This window comes from Paenibacillus sonchi (assembly GCF_016772475.1).
GTDB lineage: Bacteria > Bacillota > Bacilli > Paenibacillales > Paenibacillaceae > Paenibacillus_AQ > Paenibacillus_AQ sonchi.
The window spans coordinates 6,101,856-6,118,448 of the sequence record NZ_CP068595.1; the positions used below are offsets into that span (position 1 = coordinate 6,101,856).

The window sequence follows — 16,593 nt, forward strand, 5'->3', positions numbered from 1 at the left end:
CTCCAATGCGTTATCGTTATGATTCAGACCGCTCGGGACTATGTATCTTTCAAACCGGTGTATAGCGGAAAAAGCCCACCCCGCGGTAACGGACATGAGCTTCCCCCTTGCTTCTATTACTAATGCAGATGCTGCTGTGAAATGTCAGTCAAAGCTTCTGCTGCTTCATCAGCAAAAATATTTTTCACGGCCAAATCACCCAGCGACACGATCCCGATCAGTTTTTTTCCGTTGACCACCGGTATGCGCCGGATCTGCCTGGAGGCCATCAGCTCAGCCGCTTCATCCACCGAAGTGGATTCGGAAACGGCAGTAATTCCTTTGGTCATTACCGTTTCCACCGCAGTCGAGCCGGAATGCTTCTCGGCATAACCCCGGATTACCAAGTCCCGGTCCGTAATAATACCGATCAGGGATTCCCCGTCAGCTTCTACCACCGGAATAACGCCGGTATCCGCATCTCTCATTTTCACGGCTACCTCATAGAGATTATCCTGTAAGGTGACGCACACAGGGTGCGCCGTCATTACTTCTTTGACTGTCTTCAAGATTGAACCCTCCTGTCATGTTTTCCATGTTCTTCGGAAGTAGGTTCCCCTTGAAACGTTAAAATATACGGGCTGCTAATTATTCATTCAGGCAGGAATCCGCCATCGCCACAAGCACCTTCGCCCCGTGCAGCAGAGCATCCTCGTCAAAATCGAATTTGCTGTGATGATGCGGATACACCGCATCTTTATCCGGATTGCCCGCACCCACAAAGATGAAGCAGCCGGGAATTTCTTTAACATAATAGGAAAAATCCTCTGCCGGCATGATCTTCTCCATCCGTTCTACGCGGACTTCACCGCCAAGCGCAGCTGGCGCCACGCGGAAAAAGCGTTGGAATTCCGCTTCGTCATTCACCAGCGGCGGATAACCCATCAAATAATCGATCTTGGCTTCAGCCCCGTATGAAGCGGCTACAGAAGCGGTCATCTCTTCAATTCTCTGGCGGATGAGATAACGGGTCTCCTCGTCAAACGCACGCACCGTGCCGGTGATCCGGCAGCGTTCCGCCACGATGTTCTGGGCGGTCCCGCCCTGAATCGTTCCCACACTTACGACTGCAGGGCGCAGCGGGTCCACCGAACGGCTGACAATGCTTTGCAGCTGGGTCACAAGAGCGGCGGCGGCCACAATGCTGTCAACCGTACGGTGCGGCGTACCGGCATGTCCGCCCTTACCGGTGATGTCGATGAAAAATTCATCCGCAGAGGCCATCAGCGGCCCCGGTGCGCTGGCTACCTTTCCGACCGGCAGCGGCGTCCACAAGTGCAGGCCATACACTGCGTCAGCTCCCTCCAGCACCCCTTCAGCGATCATCCCCAGCGCGCCGCCGGGGCAGATCTCTTCCGCAGGCTGAAACAGGAAGCGCAGCTCACCCTGCAGCTCTTCCCTGCGGCTGCTGTAATAGGCAGCGGCGGCAAGCAGCATGGAGGTATGCCCGTCATGGCCGCAGGCATGCATAACTCCGTGATTTTGCGAGGCGTACTCGCGGCCGTTCTCCTCCGTGATGGCCAGCGCATCCATGTCCGCGCGCAGAACAACGGTTTTGCCCGGCGATTTTCCTTTCAGGATCCCGGTCAGCCCGTAACCGGCTTTGCTTCTCACGACTTCAATCCCGAATTCTATTAGCTTCGCGGCAACAAACGCCGAGGTCTCTTTCTCCTGATAAGACAGCTCCGGATGACGGTGCAGATGTCTGCGCCATTTCACCATATCCGGCAGCAGCTGTTCCAGTGTTCGCCTATCCATTATAATCCCCATTCCCTTCTTCCGATTCCGCTTCGGACAGACCTTCAAGGCCTTGTGGCTCTTCTTCCATTCAGCCCCAAAGGCTATATTTCTATTATTGTAGCAGAAACACAAAAAAGAGGGTACCAACAGGTCCGGCACGCCTTGCACAACCCAGGGAAACATACTATCATGAAAAGGAACATCTATAATAATAGGCATGAATTTATCATTATACTTCATAAGGGGGATATGTGCGCTATGATATTTGAGAACACGGGCCTCGTTGGATTGACAAGCGACCTTCTCTATCTGGACGAAAGCGCGGCCAAAGCCGGATTCATCCGCTGGCAGTGGGAATACTACCGGGCCACCTATGACTGCAAGATCGAAGACAGGCAGAACGGCGGAGAATATTTTTTGCGGATCAACACGCGTGCTGTCGAAGGAAAGCTGGAGAAGTCCGACGCCGTGCTGGCGATTGAAGCCGTCTACTTGGGCAAAGCCACCTTTCCCCATGGTCTGGAGTATGAATCTCCTGTCCCTAAGCCTGTTCTGGATGATGCCGCGAAGCATATCCTTGAACTGAAGGCGCTGCTGGAGGCTTGAGCAGTGTAAAGGGAACGACGAAAAAAATGTCAGCCTGCCCAAAAGAGGAACGCCCGATTTTCAGCTGCTAATTCTGACTCTACTGCTGGTCGGCTTCGGACTGATCATGGTCTTCAGCTCCAGCTCCAGCCTGACGCTGGCCAGTGAGAAGTTTGGAAATGATCCCTTTTATTTTGTCAAACGCCAGATCATCTGGGTGGTATTGGGAAGTTTCGTGATGTTCGTGACGATGAATATCCACTACAGTAAATTCAAGAAGTGGTATGCCCCAATCTTTATGATCACGCTGGTCCTGCTGCTGTTCGTAGCCTCCGCTGAGAGAATCAACGGTGCCAAAAGCTGGTTCAACATCGCTGGCCTGGGCATTCAGCCCACGGAGCTGGCCAAAATATCCATCATCCTCTATCTGGCTGCCCTGATCTCCAAAAAAGGCGAGCGGCTTAGAGATTTGCGCACAGGTTATATTCCGGTGATGGTTATTGTGGGCATCGTTGCAGGACTCATTATGATGCAGCCGGATTTGGGTTCCTGTCTGATCCTGGTAGTCACGAGCGGGCTAGTTATCTACGCCGGAGGGGCCAGCATGAAGCATATTATGGCCTCCATCGCCTTGCTGGTGCTTGGTGTCGGAATTGTTATGGGTGCAAAAGCAGCCATTGACTCCTTATCACCGCCTTCAGAAACGGCGGCGGTCAGCCAGGATTACAAAAAGGACCGGATCAGCGCCTTTATCAACCCGCTTGCTGTCGCTGACGATGCCGGATTTAATATCGTTCAATCCCTGATCGCCTTTGGCGAAGGGGGAACCAACGGCTCAGGCTTTGGCCAGAGCATTCAGAAGCTGCACTATCTGCCCTATCCATATACCGACTTCATTTTTGCTGTTATCGGTGAAGAGCTGGGATTTATAGGGACCTCCCTTTTCCTGCTGGTCTACCTCTATTTCATCTGGCGCGGCATCCTGATTGCGCTTAGATGCACCGACCCCTTCGGAACCCTTGTCGGCATCGGGGTCATGGGCCTGATTGCCATTCAGGCCTTTGTCAACATCGGCGGGGTCACCAACACGATCCCGCTTACCGGAGTTACGCTTCCGTTCATCAGCTATGGAGGTTCCTCACTGCTCGTAACCATGCTCTCCATGGGCATTATGCTGAGCATTTCCAGAGAAACTAACCGGCCGGCCAAAGAGGAGGTAACGAAGTCTGTTACCACGGTTAGACAAGTCCGTGCCCGCTGATGCTACATACGTGCCGGTTTCTTATGCAGTAACCAAAAAGGCAGCCTGGGGATTAAATCCCCGGCTGCCTTTTTGGTTACTTTCTGTTAATGGCTTGACTGCCAATGCACCGCTTTACGAAATTTCGTCGTTCTTGAAGGCGACGCCTTCAACCTTGACGTTGACTTCAACGATATGAAGCCCCGTCATGCTCTCCACAGCCTCGCGCACATTCTGCTGAAGCATCCGGCATACCTCGTGAATCGGAGTTTCGTACAGAACGATGATGCGCAGGTCTACAGCTGCTTCAAGCTGTCCCACTTCAACAGTAACACCTTTTTGCACGTTTTTGCCGCTGAGACGCTTGGCCCAGCCCTCGGACAAGCCGCCAGACATGGCCGCGATTCCCGGGGTCTCCAAGGCAGCCAATCCGGCAATCTTCGAGACGACGTCATTAGAGATCCGTATGTTTCCCATTTCCAGTTGAAGTTGTTCCGCCATGCCATAACCCCCCTACACTCATTATCAATTATTGTAATTCGAAAACAGGCTAAAAAGCAAATGACTTTCTTGCATCCCCGTTTACACACCGGAACAATTTGGGTATATTGATTATGAAATCAACCTACATATAGAGACTGGAGTGTGCATTACTTGAAAAAATGGATCTCTCCGGCGCTGCTGGTAATAACCTTTATCCTCAGCGCCATCGGACATTATGCAGACTGGGACCACACGCTGCAATTCGTGCTCTCTGCCATTTCGGTCGTTTTTGTAGCCGGCTTTCTGGGCCGGGCTACAGAAAGTGTAGCCCACTATGCCGGGCAGCGGCTGGGGGCTTTCTTAATGCCACCTTCGGGAATGCGGCCGAGCTGATCATCGCCTTTTTCCTGGTGAAGGAAGGCCTGTTCGATATGGTCAAGGCCAGCCTCACCGGCTCTATCATCGGCAACCTGCTGCTGGTGCTGGGCCTCAGTATTTTTGCCGGGGGCATGAAATTCAAGGTTCAGAACTTCAATGTTACACTGGCCGGACTGAATGGCTCCTTGATGATCGTGGCTGTCATCGCCCTCTTTGTACCCGCCATGTTCTTCAATACCCATTCCATCACAGAAAAGGATACCGATGTGCTCAGTCTGGTTGTAGCAGGTCTGCTGATCGCCGCCTACATGGCCTGGCTGATCTTCTCCATGATTACACACAAAAAGTACTTGGCGGACGTGACGGTAGACAATGAGGAAGAACTGCCGAATGAGCATAAGCCGGCCTGGTCCATGGGTAGATCGGTTATTTATCTGATCCTGGCAACGGTTATGGTCGCTTTTGTCAGCGAATGGCTTGTCGGCACGCTGGAGACGTTAACGGAGCGTTTTGGCTTCAGCGAGCTGTTTGTCGGTGCCTTCCTGGTGGCGATCATCGGGAATGCCGCGGAGCATAGTGCCGCCATCATGCTGGCCATGAAGAACAAAATTGGCGCAGCGGTCGAGATCGCCGTCGGCAGCAGTCTGCAGATTGCTTTGTTTGTGGCCCCGGTCCTGATTTTTGCCAGCTATTTCATGGGCAATACGATGGACATTGTCTTCACCACAATAGAGATTGTCGCAATCGCCGTATCTGTCTTTATTGCCAAATCCATCATTCAGGACGGTGCAACCAACTGGTATGAAGGCTTGCTGCTGCTGGCCGTGTATATGATCCTCGGAGTTTCTTTCTATCTCGTGTAACACAAAAAAGCACATGGCCGGACCCGCAAAGGTCCCCATGTGCTTTTTTTATAAATGATATTGGTGATTACAGCATCTCGCGCTCTTCAGCCTTCTTGTTGAGCGCATCGTACAGTACGGCCAGATTGCGCTCCAGCTCGCTCAGAATCAGCTTACCTGAAACTTCCGGCACCAGTCCTGCTCTGACCGCAAAATCAACTTCTCTGGAGAACCCGTACATCTGGGTATCGAGCACTTCCTCATAGAGAGGGCAGTAACGGGTTGCCAGATTCTCCATCTGCACTTCGATGAGCTTCTGAATTTTATCGGCATCTTCTTGAAGAAGAGTGACTGCTCTAAGATTAAGCTGTTCCTGCAAATCCGATGAAGTCATGCATTATCCCCCCCATGTCCAAAAGTTACAGCTGCTATTGCTATTTAGTTTAATATTAGTCGAAATCCGGACCCAATACAAGAATGCTGCTTATAAAGTCTTTTATTTATAGAAAAAACGCCCTGCCGCAAAGGCAGGACGTCCTACGGAACCATTCGCTTATTCCGCTACCACCGTAAATTTCAAACCATGCTTGGCAAAAACCTCGCTCATTGCCTTCTTGGCTTCCTCAGCATCCGTACCATGAACATGGAGCTCATAGCTTTGGCTGGAGACAAGCGTAGTGAACAGACCGAGAATACTCTTAACATCAATGTACTTGTTGTCTGCCTGAAGAACGATCGATGAGTTGAACTTGCTTGCCGTTTGGGCAATATCCACGATTGCCGCATTGTTACTGGACATAGGAATCCCTCCGCAACTTGATTATGAAGCTTAAGTCTTTTGTAACCAATTCCATGATACATTGAATCCGCTTACTCGCGCAAGGCATTTTCCTGAAACAAGAGAAACGTCTGCTGTGATTACAATTTATTTCAGATTCTCGGGATTCAGACCTTCCAGTTCCGGAAGAACAAAGATCCCGTCCTTGCGGATCAGCACATCGTCAAAATAGATTTCGCCGCCGCCGTATTCAGGCCGCTGAATTAAAACGAGATCCCAGTGAATGGAGGAACGGTTCCCGTTGTCCGTTACATCATATGCCTGGCCCGGTGTGAAGTGCAGGCTGCCGGCGATTTTCTCATCGAACAGAATATCTTTCATAGGGTGCAGGATGTAAGGGTTGAAACCAATGGCAAACTCGCCAATATGGCGGGCACCCTCATCGGAATCGAGAATTTCGTTCAGCCGCACAGGGTCGTTGCTGGTAGCTTCAACAATCTTTCCGTTTTCGAATTTAAATTTTACATTTTCAAACGTCACACCGTTATAGATCGTTGCTGCATTGTAGCTGATCGTTCCATTGACGGAATCGCGGACAGGGGCACTATAGACCTCACCGTCAGGGATATTCCGGTGTCCGGAACATTTCTCCGCACCAATTCCCTTAATCGAAAAAGCAAGCTCCGTCCCCGGACCGGATATGCGGACCTTATCCGTTCTGCGCATCAGCTCGGCCAGGGCATCCTGGGCTCTGTCCATTTTGGCATAATCCAGATTGCAGACCTCGAAATAAAAGTCCTCAAACGCTTCGGTGGTCGTATTGGCCAGCTGTGCCATACTGGCATTAGGGTAACGCAGCACTACCCACTTCGTGTGTTTGACGCGTTGTTCGCTATGTACCGGATGGGAATACAGGGAGTTGTAGAGCTTCATATTTTCTTCCGGAACGTCCGAAAGATCATTCACATTCTCGCCGGCACGGATACCGATATAGCAATCCATCTGCTTCATACGGTTCAAATCAATTTCCGCCCAGGCCTCCAGACCTTCCCGGGTAGCATATTGAAGCATGCTGCGCAGAACGGTACGGTCGGTAAGCTGCACAAATGCATGGCCGCCCGCTTTGCCCACTTCCTCCACGACAGCTTTGATTAAATCTCTTTCGCTGCCAATCATTTCGACGAGCACATTCTCGCCCGGCTGCACGTTTACGGAGTAGCCTACAAGATTTTCCGCAAGCTTTTGAATCCTCGGATCCTTCATCTTTCTCTCTTCCTTCCTCATGCAAATAATAGACATACCGTTATATTGTAGCACGCCAGCAGTGGAGCGCAAGGCATTGGGGATGCTGAAACTCAGCGGTAACCGTAAAAATTGACCTCTGTTAAATAAATTTCCTCTGCGCCGCCTCCGGTTGTCCCCTGATTTGCGGGATCGTTCACCCGGCGGGTACAGGTCAGACGTTTCGGCAGGTTCCGCTTCGTATCCACCTGTAAGTAGTATACAGTCCGGACCGATACTTCCTTAAGCTTCTGCTGAAGCTCATTATTCTTCTTCTCCCACAGCAGTTGCAAGGCCTCTTCTTCCTTGCCCGTTTCCTTCTGTTCAGAGCCGGATGTATCCGGACGGATGGCCTTCATCTGCCCCTCAAGCTCAGCGGCCAGCTGCCTGCCCGCCTCCGGTTCACTCAGCTCAATCCGCAGCACCCTGGTCCCTCTCGCCGCACCCGCTTCCTCGGAAACCTCAATTTCAAGGTTCTCCAGCTCTTCGAGCTGGCGGAGCGGATTCAGCGCAGGCAGCGGGTTATCCGGCGAGGCGGTGCTGTCTTCCTGCAGCAGCGTCCACTGGCCGTTTTTTTTCTCTAACCGGGTATAATAGGCCGCAGCCGCTGCCGAGCTTGATTTCAGCTTGTTTTCTCCTGCCCCTGCCGCTGTTTGCGGTGTGCCGCCATCCGGCAAAAACGTATGCAGACTTACCTTGTTATGGTCTGAAACCGTTCCTCCATAGAAGAGTGAGGCTTCCGGGGCCGGATTGCCGTCAAGGAGCAGGGAAGATGCCCCCTCAAAGGACACCCCATCGCTCCCCGCCATCCCGGCCAGAACCAGATGGAGCACCTCTGCAGCAGGTTTATCATGGATGCGGGTACAGCCGGCACTAAGAATAGGACCCAGCAGCAGGGCTGCGCTCAGGATCATCATCCGGCGGATTTTAATTGTTCTCATGAACTCAAGCCTTTCCGGTCTAGGATATGAATATTTCTATAGAGTTTCCCGCCGCCCGGGGCTTATGCAAAAAAAGAATCCCCATGGCTTGCGCTTAAGGATTCTTTGTACTGGTCTCCGCTATTTTGGTATCGAGCACGACCTGGTTCCTGCCGTTGTTCTTCGCTTCGTAGAGGGCCATATCCGCCCGGTAGAAGAGCGATTCCACGCTTACCTTATCATCTGTCCAGCTCCACTCCGCAATGCCGCAGGAGACGGTTACACGCGGATCTGTTTCGCTCATTACCCGCTTGCGAATCCGTTCTGCTACAAATACCGCCTGCTGCACGCCAAGCTGCGGCAAATACACCGCCAGCTCCTCCCCGCCCCACCTCGCGGCGATATCCCCCTGACGGATGGAAGACTTGACGATTTCGCTGACCTGTCTCAGAATTTTGTCGCCTTTCTGGTGACCATAGGTGTCATTCACCATCTTGAACTGATCGATGTCCACGACAATCAAAGAACCGCAGAATTCGGTAATCTGCTTATCCTTGATGACCTCGTCCAGATAATGCCTCGCATATAAGCCGGTCAGACTGTCACGGTTGGCCAAACGCCGCACCTCGGCATGCAGGCGCGCATTGCCCACAGCAAGCCCGATATGGCCTGCCATGGCCTGGAGCAGTCTATAACTGTCATAAGAGAAGAAATGCGGTTCCCGGTGTGTGAGCATAATCGCCCCACGAACCTCGCCTCCTACATTAAGCGGAGTAGCAATCACTGAATTCGAACCCGTAGCATTCATCAGCCGTGAATAGCTTCCGTCCGACTTCCGGTAATCCGACAGAATAAGGGCCTCGCCTGTGGTGTATACCCGGCCGCCAAGCCCTTCGCCGATTTCCAGAATCTCACCCTGCAGGGGATGATAGTTGCAGGCGATCGCCTCCAGCCCGCCCTTGTCCTCATTCATATGTAAAATACAGCAGTAATCGGCATCAAACATTTCCAGAAGCTCTTCAAAAGCGAACTGAAAAATATCGCCAAGGCGCAGGCTCTGATTCAGCCGCTGGGTAAGCTCATTGCTCATGCGCAGTTCCCGGATCAGCTGATTGGACCGCTCATACAGCTTGGCATTCTCAAAAGCCGTACCTGCCGTATCAGCCACCATGGAGAGGAAACGCAGATCCACCTCCGGAAAAGCCGGCTTGTCCATCACCATATGGAATACGCCATACACCCCCTGCTTGCCGCCGAGGGGAAGGCCAATTTCTACCGAATGGTTGTCCTCACGTCCGGCATACAGGGATACGCGTCCGTCCTTGAACGCTCTTGCGCATACATCATCGTCCCCCCAGTGAAGCGGGAGCGGCTTGACCAGCGGATTCGCGCTGCGGTGGTCCTGCGACATGAAAAGCTCAAGCCTGGCTCCCGGATACATGGCCGAAATACTGTCGATCACCTCGGTCAGCACAGCATCCACATCAATGTTGTCATGCATCCGCTGTACGATCTGGAACAGCAGCGAACGCCGGCTGCTCTCACGCTCCGCATGCAGATGCAATCCAGCCAGATCAGACATAAACATATGCTCAAATCTGCGGTAAAAGCAAGCCTGAAAATGCAAGGACATCGCTTCCGCTATATACAATCCGCCTTGTTCAAATTGCTCATGCGGCATAACGCAGCCAAGGAGCGCAAAAATTTCCCTCTGGCTGCGTGTAAATACGGGAATGATTACGAAAGACATTGTATGTCCAGCGGCGTGCTCATGGATCGTATAAGGCTTCGCGAATTGCAGGGAGTCAGCCGCAGCGGCCTCCAACTGTCTCCTCCATTGATCCTCATTTCCTCTATTATCAATAATATCAATGTGTTTTCCCTCAAAATTAAGCACACACCAGTCCCAGGCCTTGGCGAATTCCGGTCCGCTCTGCCCCCGCCACTCCCGGAAACTTTCCGCAATCAGGTTGGCTGCATGGGGAAAGTCGTATGATACAATATCCGTCTCCCTAAGCCATGCGGCGGGATCTTCAATATCTCCGCGTGATTGCATGGTGTCCTGTAACAGCACACGATTATCTTTGCGTCCGCATGCTTCCTGCTCTGACATAAAAAGGATCCCCTTTACATCTCACACTGGAAGAAATGGTTTTACCGCCCTCAATAAGATAAAATAGGCGGTTCCGTTTCAGCGAGAATGAGAAGGATAATTTAACGATTTATACCTATAAATTCTTTTATACTAGAAATTTCTTTCCGATAACATCTAATTAACTATATTTTACTCCCTTTCTTTGGGTATTGCATTATATTTTCCTCAAAACCGGGATTTTTTTTAGGACCAAAGAACTAACGACAAAGATAGACAAAATCTCTTTAAAGATGCTCTTGACTTTAACTGTTGTTTTCATATAATATTTATTGTTGAACAAGACTGTAACAGGTCTTTATTGGGCGTAACGTTGTGTCACCCTCACGCATCTCGTTACTGCCAGGGCAGCGGCTGAACTTCCCCGGCAGTGTGAAACCATCTAACGCTTTCACGGATACGATTTGCGGCGCAAATAGGCCCTACCATGAAATTTCAATTATAAAGGAGTCTACTATAACATGGCACGTTACACCGGACCTAAATTCAAACTCAGCCGCCGTCTGGGCATCTCCCTTAGCGGTACAGGCAAAGACCTGAAACGCCCGTTCCCTCCGGGACAGCACGGCGCTAACCAACGCAGAAAAGTAAGTAACTACGGAATGCAGCTTTTGGAAAAACAAAAACTGCGCCACATGTACGGCTTGGGTGAAAAGCAGTTCAGAACTCTTTTCTCCAAAGCACAAAAGCTCCAGGGTATTGCGGGCGAAAACTTCATGTTCCTGCTCGAAAGCCGCCTGGACAACCTGGTATACCGTCTTGGTTTCGCCAACTCCCGCGCTGGTGCGCGTCAGCTGGTATCCCACGGACACGTTACCGTTAACGGCAAAAAAGTCGACATCGCTTCTTACCGCGTAAGCGTGGGCGACGTAATCGGACTTCGCGAAAGAAGCCGCGCTATGGCTTCCATCAAAGAAGCTCTGGAAAACCGCTCCCACCTTCCAGGTTACCTGGAATATGCTGACGGCTCTTTCGAAGGCAAATACATTCGTTTGCCGGAACGCGCCGAGCTGTCCCAGGATATCGATGAAAAGCAAATCGTCGAGTTCTACAACCGTTAATATTTCGCTGCACAGCGAAAACGTTCAAAGCCTCCAGAGAAATCTGGGGGCTTTTTTCATGGATATTGCTGAGGCTGAGGCGCATTCAAAACCGCCAAATTGTGCTATAATAGTTCCGTTAAAAGGAGGATTAACGTCGATGGTTGAGGAGAACAAAAAGAAGACCGTAAAGCAGCGTCCACCCCGTAGATCCTGGCTCCGCAGGTTCGGTTCCGTCGTGAAGTGGATGTTTATACTCGGCATATTAGGCATTCTGTTTGCCGGCGGTGCTGTTTCCGGATATGTCGCTTCCATAGTGAAGGATGATCCGGTCCGTTCCGAAGAATTGATTCAAAAGGAAGTCAGCCAAAATGCCGTTACCGGCTTTGCGTATTTCCGCGATGGCCAACCGATCGGCCAGCTCCGGACCGAAGAGGACCGCAGACTTGTACAATTCAACAATATCCCGCAGCTTGTGATTGATGCCGTTCTCGCGATAGAGGACAATAATTTCTACAATCATAAAGGGGTCGATTTCAGCGGCACCCTGCGTGCCGTCAAGCAAAAGCTGCTGAATGAATCCGTTCAGACCGGCGGCAGCACCCTGACCCAGCAGCTGGCAAGACGCGTGTTCCTGAGCCTTGACCGCACAGAGGACCGCAAGATTAAGGAGATCCTGCTGTCTCTAAGGCTGGAACGGTATTTATCCAAGCAGGAAATTTTAACAGCCTATTTAAATAAGGTTCCTTTCGGCAACGGTTCCAACGGGTACAATGTGTACGGCATCAAAGCCGCTGCCAAGGGGATATTCGGACTGGATGATCTGGATAAGCTGAATACGGCCCAGGCCGCATATCTGGCAGGACTCCCCCAGCTTCCTTCCAAATACTCCGCGTTTAATGGAGTCGGAGAATTTAATGAAACGGCATTTAAGCGTGCCATGGAACGCCAAAAGCTTGTGCTGCGCCGGATGCTGGAGGAGAACAAGATCACGGCCTCCCAGTATAATGAAGCACTGCAATTTGATATCAAGGGTTCTCTGGCTCCGCATACGAAAAAGGCTTATGCTACATATCCTTATCTGATGCTTGAGACCGAGCGCAAGGCCGCCGAGATTCTGCTGTCCCTCAACGAGGGCAAAAATGGCGTAGTTGATCCGAATGCCTCTGCTGCCGCTGCAGATAACAACACACTGTTCGAGGAAGCGCGCCGGCAGCTGATGACCGGCGGTTACCGCGTCTACACGACGATCGACAAAAAAGTATACAGTGCGATGCACAGCGTCTCGGAAGACAGTGCTAATTTCACGAAAGACAGCAAGGCCCGGGGCAAGGAACAGACAGCCGGCATGATGATCAACAACAAAACCGGGGCGATTCTCGGCATGATCGAAGGACGGGACTTCAATATTGAGCAGATGAACTATGCTACGCAGATGGTACGGCAGCCGGGTTCAACTATGAAGCCCATTGCCGCTTATCTGCCCGCACTGGATGCCGGATTGATCCAGCCTGCAGGCATCCTTGATGATGCGCCCATCATTCTTAAGGACGGCGGCAAAGGCTTCCACATTCCGAAGAATGCCAACAACCGGTATCAGGGTCTGGTCACAGCCCGCTATGCCCTTAACAAATCCTTGAATTTGCCAGCCCTCAAGCTGTTCAATGAGAAGGTAGGAATCGAGAAAGCATGGGCTTTTTCCAAGAAGCTGGGGATTACTACGATCCAGGATGATGATTACAAAGCGCAGACCGGGGTCATCGGCGGACTCAAATATGGGGTAACCGTTGAAGATTTAACGAATGCCTATTCCTCGATTGGTAACCAGGGAGCCTTTAATGACGCCTATATGATCGAAAAGATTGTAGACGCCCAGGGCAAAATCATCTATCAGCATAAAGTCAATCCGGAGCAGGTATACTCCAAGCAGACCGCTTATCTTATGACAGATATGCTGCGCACGGTGATTACCGACGGAACCGCAAGCACCGTCAAGAAAAACTACAAACACTTCAAAGATGTGCCAATTGTCGGTAAAACCGGTTCCACCCAAAACTACGGAGATGTATGGTTTATGGGCTACACGCCGGATGTCACACTTGGCATGTGGGTGGGCTATAAGGAACAAATCAATACGCTTCAGGGCGATACCCAGAAACGTCAGGCGCAGACCTTGTGGACCAAAGTAATGAACGCGGTCATTGACAAGCAGCCTGAGCTTTTTGTCACGAAGGAATTTGCAAAGCCTGAAGGCATTGTCAAAAAGACAGTATCCGCCTACAGCGGCAAACTGCCCACGGACTTGACCGACAGGTTCACTACAGATATTTTTAACGCAAAATATGTGCCGAAACAAAGTGATGACGGAATCTCCAGAGCCAGATATATTACTTACAATGGCGTGAACTACCTTCCGCTGGATGGCACACCTGAGGATTTCCTCAAACAGAAAATTGTCGTCAAACGCGACAAACCGATCCAGGATCTCGTGAAGGAGCTGCTTGCCGCCTTCAAGTCGATGAGGGAACATCAATCGTTGTCATACTACATGCCGGAGGATGCGAAATCCGATTTCCCGACCGAGGTTGATCCTCGCGTAGACGATGGCAATAGCCCAACGCCTCCAAGCGGAGTCAATGTCTCTTATAGTACGGGCAAAGCCGTCATCACCTTTAACCCAAGCGGTTCGCCGGATGTGGTCGGATACCGCCTGTACCGTTCTCTTAACGGAGGAGCCTACAAGAAGCAGGCTGTTCTATCCGTCGGCGAAGGAACCACTTTCACCCCTGGCACTCCGTCCAGCGCCAATGCCTCCTTCTATGTGGCTGCGGTGGATGTAGCCGGTCATGAGACGTCTTCGGGCAGTGTAGCCGGAGCAGTCACTCCCACACCGGAGACTACGCCGCCGCCGGAGGAATCTCCCGGTGCAGAAGCTACACCGGACCCCGGAGCGCAGCCAGGCAGCACGGAAGATCCCGGCATGGTCATTATTGAGCCGCCGGGATCATCCGATGTCCCTGCCGGTGGAGGCACTAATGCCGCAGGTGGCAGCAATGCCGCTGGAGGAGATGCTGCCGGAGGAAACCCTGCCGGAGGAAATGCCGGCTCCGGAAATGCCGCAGCGGCAACGCCTTAATCGCGGCCTTCCAGGCGCGAAGCATCTAAATTCTTATAAGTTCACAACAAACAGCGTTCCCGGATCATTGCCGGGAACGCTGTTTTTAATACAGCCCGATGTGTTTAGATTAATCCTCGATTGTGGACAAATCCCCTGCAGGAAGATGAAGCTCCCAGGCTTTCAGCACGCGGCGCATGATTTTCCCGGAACGGGTCTTGGGCAGCTTTTCCCTGAATTCAATTTCACGCGGTGCTGCATGGGCGGACAACCCCGCTTTGACAAAGGCCGCGATTTCCTCCTTCAGCTCAGCCGTAGGGAAATATCCATCCCGCAAGGAAATGAACGCCTTAATAATCTCTCCCCGCATAACATCCGGTTTGCCGATTACCCCGGCTTCAGCAACCGCAGGATGCTCCACCAGCTTGCTCTCCACCTCGAACGGGCCAATCCGCTCACCGGAGGAATTGATAACATCATCGATCCGGCCCTGGAACCAGAAGTAGCCGTCTTCATCCATATATGCGGAATCACCGGAGATGTACCAGCCGGGAATGCGGAAATACTCCTCGTATTTCGCTTCGTTGTTCCAGATCTTCCCCATCATGGAGGGCCACGGCGTCCTGATCGCCAGATTGCCCATTGCATATGGCGGCAGCAGATTGCCCCGGTCATCCAGAATAGCAGCTTCGATGCCGGGCAGCGGGCGCCCCATGGAGCCGGGCTTAATATCCATTCCCGGGTAATTGCAGATCAGTTGGGCTCCCGTTTCAGTCATCCACCAGGTATCATGGATACGCTGCTGATAGAATTTGTCCCCCCACCGTACCACTTCGGGATTGAGCGGCTCTCCTACCGACAGAACATGCCGCAGACTGCTGAGATCGATGTCCTTCAGGCTGGCCTCCCCCGCTCCCATCAGCATACGGAACGCGGTAGGTGCGCTGTACCACACGGTAACCCCAAACCGCTCAATGGTCTTATACCAGTCCTGCGGGCTGAAGCGTCCGCCTCTCACAACGTTGGTCACCCCGTTCAGCCAAGGCGCAAAAATCCCGTAGGAGGTTCCGGTAACCCAACCGGGATCAGCCGTGCACCAATAGATATCGTCAGGGCGCAAATCCAGTACAATTTTGCCTGTATAATAATGCTGGATCATTGCTCTTTGCACATGATATACCCCTTTGGGCTTGCCGGTTGAGCCGGAGGTATAGTGCATAATCAGCCCGTCCTCCAGACTCAGCCATTCCGGTTCAAGCTCCGCAGAGGCCGCAGCCATCGCTTCTTCGTAACTGATAAGCCCTTGCCCGCCGTCCGATGGGCCGCCTACTACAAACACATGCTTAAGCTCAGGCAGCTCGGCACGTTTGACCCGCTGCAGCAGCTCAGGTGTGGTAATGAGTGCCACGGCGCCGCTGTCCTCCAGCCGGTCCTTCACAGCCGTTTCCATAAAAGCCTCAAACAGCGGTCCTGCTACCGCCCCAACCTTGAGAACTCCCAGCAGACTGAAATAGAGCTCCGGCCGGCGCGGCATAAAAATAAACACCCGGTCTCCCCGGCCGATGCCATGCTGACGCAGCACATTTCCGAAACGGTTGGACTGCTCCCGCAAATCGGAGAACGTGTACATTTCTTCCCTCGCGGAATCACTGTAGATCAAAGCGGTGGCTGCTCCACGGCCTTCAAGCACATGCCGGTCAATGGCTTCATGGGCCATATTCACCTTGCCGCTCTCATGCCAGGAGAAGCTTTTCTCCACATCCTCCCACCGGAATTCGCTGACTGCCCGGGAATAATCAGCCATGTTGGCCTGTTTTGCACGACCCGGTAAAATTTCGCTGTGAACTTGCCCCATTACTCTTGCCTCCCTCACTTGTTTGATTTAAGCTTTAAGGGTGAGACTCTTCTCTTAAGCAATGCTGTCAATGGATCAAATGTGAAAATTTTATGTCGGACTTAGTATATCACAGGAAGCGGTTACATTCTAGAATATAGTGAAT

13 protein-coding genes and 1 pseudogene are annotated in these 16,593 nt (G+C 51.9%); 5 read left to right on the forward strand and 9 right to left on the reverse strand.

Going from position 1 to position 16,593, the window contains the following annotated elements; genetic code table 11:
* Positions 1 to 119: 119 nt before the first annotated feature.
* Positions 120 to 548 carry a CBS domain-containing protein gene (locus tag JI735_RS27255; RefSeq protein WP_039835360.1) on the reverse strand — a complete coding sequence of 143 codons (429 nt, stop codon included), beginning with the start codon at positions 546 to 548 and terminating at the stop codon, positions 120 to 122.
* 79 nt (positions 549 to 627) lie between these two features.
* The gene (locus JI735_RS27260) at positions 628 to 1,797 is read right to left on the reverse strand and encodes a M20 family metallopeptidase (protein ID WP_202676624.1); all 1,170 of its coding nucleotides are present in this window, start codon (positions 1,795 to 1,797) and stop codon (positions 628 to 630) included.
* Between the two features lie 240 nt (positions 1,798 to 2,037).
* Between JI735_RS27260 and JI735_RS27265 the strand changes: the two genes are divergently transcribed.
* A complete protein-coding gene (locus JI735_RS27265) occupies positions 2,038 to 2,385 on the forward strand; it encodes a YugN family protein (protein WP_020433004.1) in 348 nt (115 codons plus the stop codon).
* Positions 2,386 to 2,491: 106 nt separating this feature from the next.
* On the forward strand, positions 2,492 to 3,625 hold the full coding sequence (locus tag JI735_RS27270) for an FtsW/RodA/SpoVE family cell cycle protein (RefSeq protein ID WP_233476084.1): 1,134 nt from the start codon (positions 2,492 to 2,494) through the stop codon (positions 3,623 to 3,625).
* Between the two features lie 114 nt (positions 3,626 to 3,739).
* Here JI735_RS27270 and JI735_RS27275 read toward each other — a convergent pair whose 3' ends face one another.
* A complete protein-coding gene (locus tag JI735_RS27275) occupies positions 3,740 to 4,105 on the reverse strand; it encodes an Asp23/Gls24 family envelope stress response protein (RefSeq protein ID WP_019911482.1) in 366 nt (121 codons plus the stop codon).
* 153 nt (positions 4,106 to 4,258) lie between these two features.
* Between JI735_RS27275 and cax the strand changes: the two are divergent.
* Positions 4,259 to 5,328: pseudogene (cax, locus tag JI735_RS27280) on the forward strand (calcium/proton exchanger).
* A gap of 67 nt (positions 5,329 to 5,395) precedes the next feature.
* On the opposite strand, the gene JI735_RS27285 reads toward cax, so the two are convergent.
* The 5 genes from JI735_RS27285 to JI735_RS27305 all read right to left on the reverse strand — a co-directional run bounded on the left by JI735_RS27285 (position 5,396) and on the right by JI735_RS27305 (position 10,399).
* Positions 5,396 to 5,701: an Fpa/YlaN family protein gene (locus tag JI735_RS27285; RefSeq protein WP_039835355.1), complete on the reverse strand. Its 306-nt coding sequence runs from the start codon at positions 5,699 to 5,701 to the stop codon at positions 5,396 to 5,398.
* 159 nt (positions 5,702 to 5,860) lie between these two features.
* Positions 5,861 to 6,106 (reverse strand): HPr family phosphocarrier protein, encoded by a 246-nt coding sequence (locus JI735_RS27290; protein WP_039835354.1) that lies wholly within the window; start codon positions 6,104 to 6,106, stop codon positions 5,861 to 5,863.
* Between the two features lie 126 nt (positions 6,107 to 6,232).
* Positions 6,233 to 7,348, reverse strand: a complete 1,116-nt coding sequence (locus JI735_RS27295; RefSeq protein WP_039835353.1) for an aminopeptidase — start codon at positions 7,346 to 7,348, stop codon at positions 6,233 to 6,235.
* Between the two features lie 92 nt (positions 7,349 to 7,440).
* Complete coding sequence (locus tag JI735_RS27300) at positions 7,441 to 8,307, reverse strand: hypothetical protein (RefSeq protein ID WP_202676625.1); 867 nt, start codon at positions 8,305 to 8,307, stop codon at positions 7,441 to 7,443.
* A 94-nt stretch (positions 8,308 to 8,401) separates the two neighbouring features.
* Positions 8,402 to 10,399, reverse strand: coding sequence for a diguanylate cyclase (locus JI735_RS27305; protein WP_039835350.1), 1,998 nt, complete (start codon positions 10,397 to 10,399; stop codon positions 8,402 to 8,404).
* A 500-nt stretch (positions 10,400 to 10,899) separates the two neighbouring features.
* Here JI735_RS27305 and rpsD point away from each other — a divergent pair, with 500 nt between their 5' ends.
* Together rpsD and JI735_RS27315 are read left to right on the forward strand one after the other, a co-directional pair.
* Positions 10,900 to 11,499 carry a 30S ribosomal protein S4 gene (rpsD, locus tag JI735_RS27310; RefSeq protein WP_020433013.1) on the forward strand — a complete coding sequence of 200 codons (600 nt, stop codon included), beginning with the start codon at positions 10,900 to 10,902 and terminating at the stop codon, positions 11,497 to 11,499.
* Between the two features lie 139 nt (positions 11,500 to 11,638).
* Entirely contained in the window at positions 11,639 to 14,614 is a 2,976-nt protein-coding gene (locus tag JI735_RS27315) for a transglycosylase domain-containing protein (RefSeq protein WP_039835349.1), read from the forward strand.
* Positions 14,615 to 14,723: 109 nt separating this feature from the next.
* Here the strand turns inward: JI735_RS27315 and acsA are convergent, their stop codons facing one another.
* A complete protein-coding gene (gene acsA, locus JI735_RS27320; protein ID WP_039835348.1) occupies positions 14,724 to 16,448 on the reverse strand; it encodes an acetate--CoA ligase in 1,725 nt (574 codons plus the stop codon).
* Positions 16,449 to 16,593: the final 145 nt, after the last annotated feature.

What these genes read in the sequence shown, in the direction of transcription:
- JI735_RS27260 (WP_202676624.1), bottom strand. Translation starts at nt 1,797, where the DNA reads ATGGATAGGCGAACACTGGAACAGCTGCTGCCGGATATGGTGAAATGG.
- JI735_RS27265 (WP_020433004.1), top strand. Translation starts at nt 2,038, where the DNA reads ATGATATTTGAGAACACGGGCCTCGTTGGATTGACAAGCGACCTTCTC.
- JI735_RS27270 (WP_233476084.1), top strand. Translation starts at nt 2,492, where the DNA reads ATGGTCTTCAGCTCCAGCTCCAGCCTGACGCTGGCCAGTGAGAAGTTT.
- JI735_RS27275 (WP_019911482.1), bottom strand. Translation starts at nt 4,105, where the DNA reads ATGGCGGAACAACTTCAACTGGAAATGGGAAACATACGGATCTCTAAT.
- JI735_RS27285 (WP_039835355.1), bottom strand. Translation starts at nt 5,701, where the DNA reads ATGACTTCATCGGATTTGCAGGAACAGCTTAATCTTAGAGCAGTCACT.
- JI735_RS27290 (WP_039835354.1), bottom strand. Translation starts at nt 6,106, where the DNA reads ATGTCCAGTAACAATGCGGCAATCGTGGATATTGCCCAAACGGCAAGC.
- JI735_RS27295 (WP_039835353.1), bottom strand. Translation starts at nt 7,348, where the DNA reads ATGAAGGATCCGAGGATTCAAAAGCTTGCGGAAAATCTTGTAGGCTAC.
- JI735_RS27300 (WP_202676625.1), bottom strand. Translation starts at nt 8,307, where the DNA reads ATGAGAACAATTAAAATCCGCCGGATGATGATCCTGAGCGCAGCCCTG.
- JI735_RS27305 (WP_039835350.1), bottom strand. Translation starts at nt 10,399, where the DNA reads ATGTCAGAGCAGGAAGCATGCGGACGCAAAGATAATCGTGTGCTGTTA.
- rpsD (WP_020433013.1), top strand. Translation starts at nt 10,900, where the DNA reads ATGGCACGTTACACCGGACCTAAATTCAAACTCAGCCGCCGTCTGGGC.
- JI735_RS27315 (WP_039835349.1), top strand. Translation starts at nt 11,639, where the DNA reads ATGGTTGAGGAGAACAAAAAGAAGACCGTAAAGCAGCGTCCACCCCGT.
- acsA (WP_039835348.1), bottom strand. Translation starts at nt 16,448, where the DNA reads ATGGGGCAAGTTCACAGCGAAATTTTACCGGGTCGTGCAAAACAGGCC.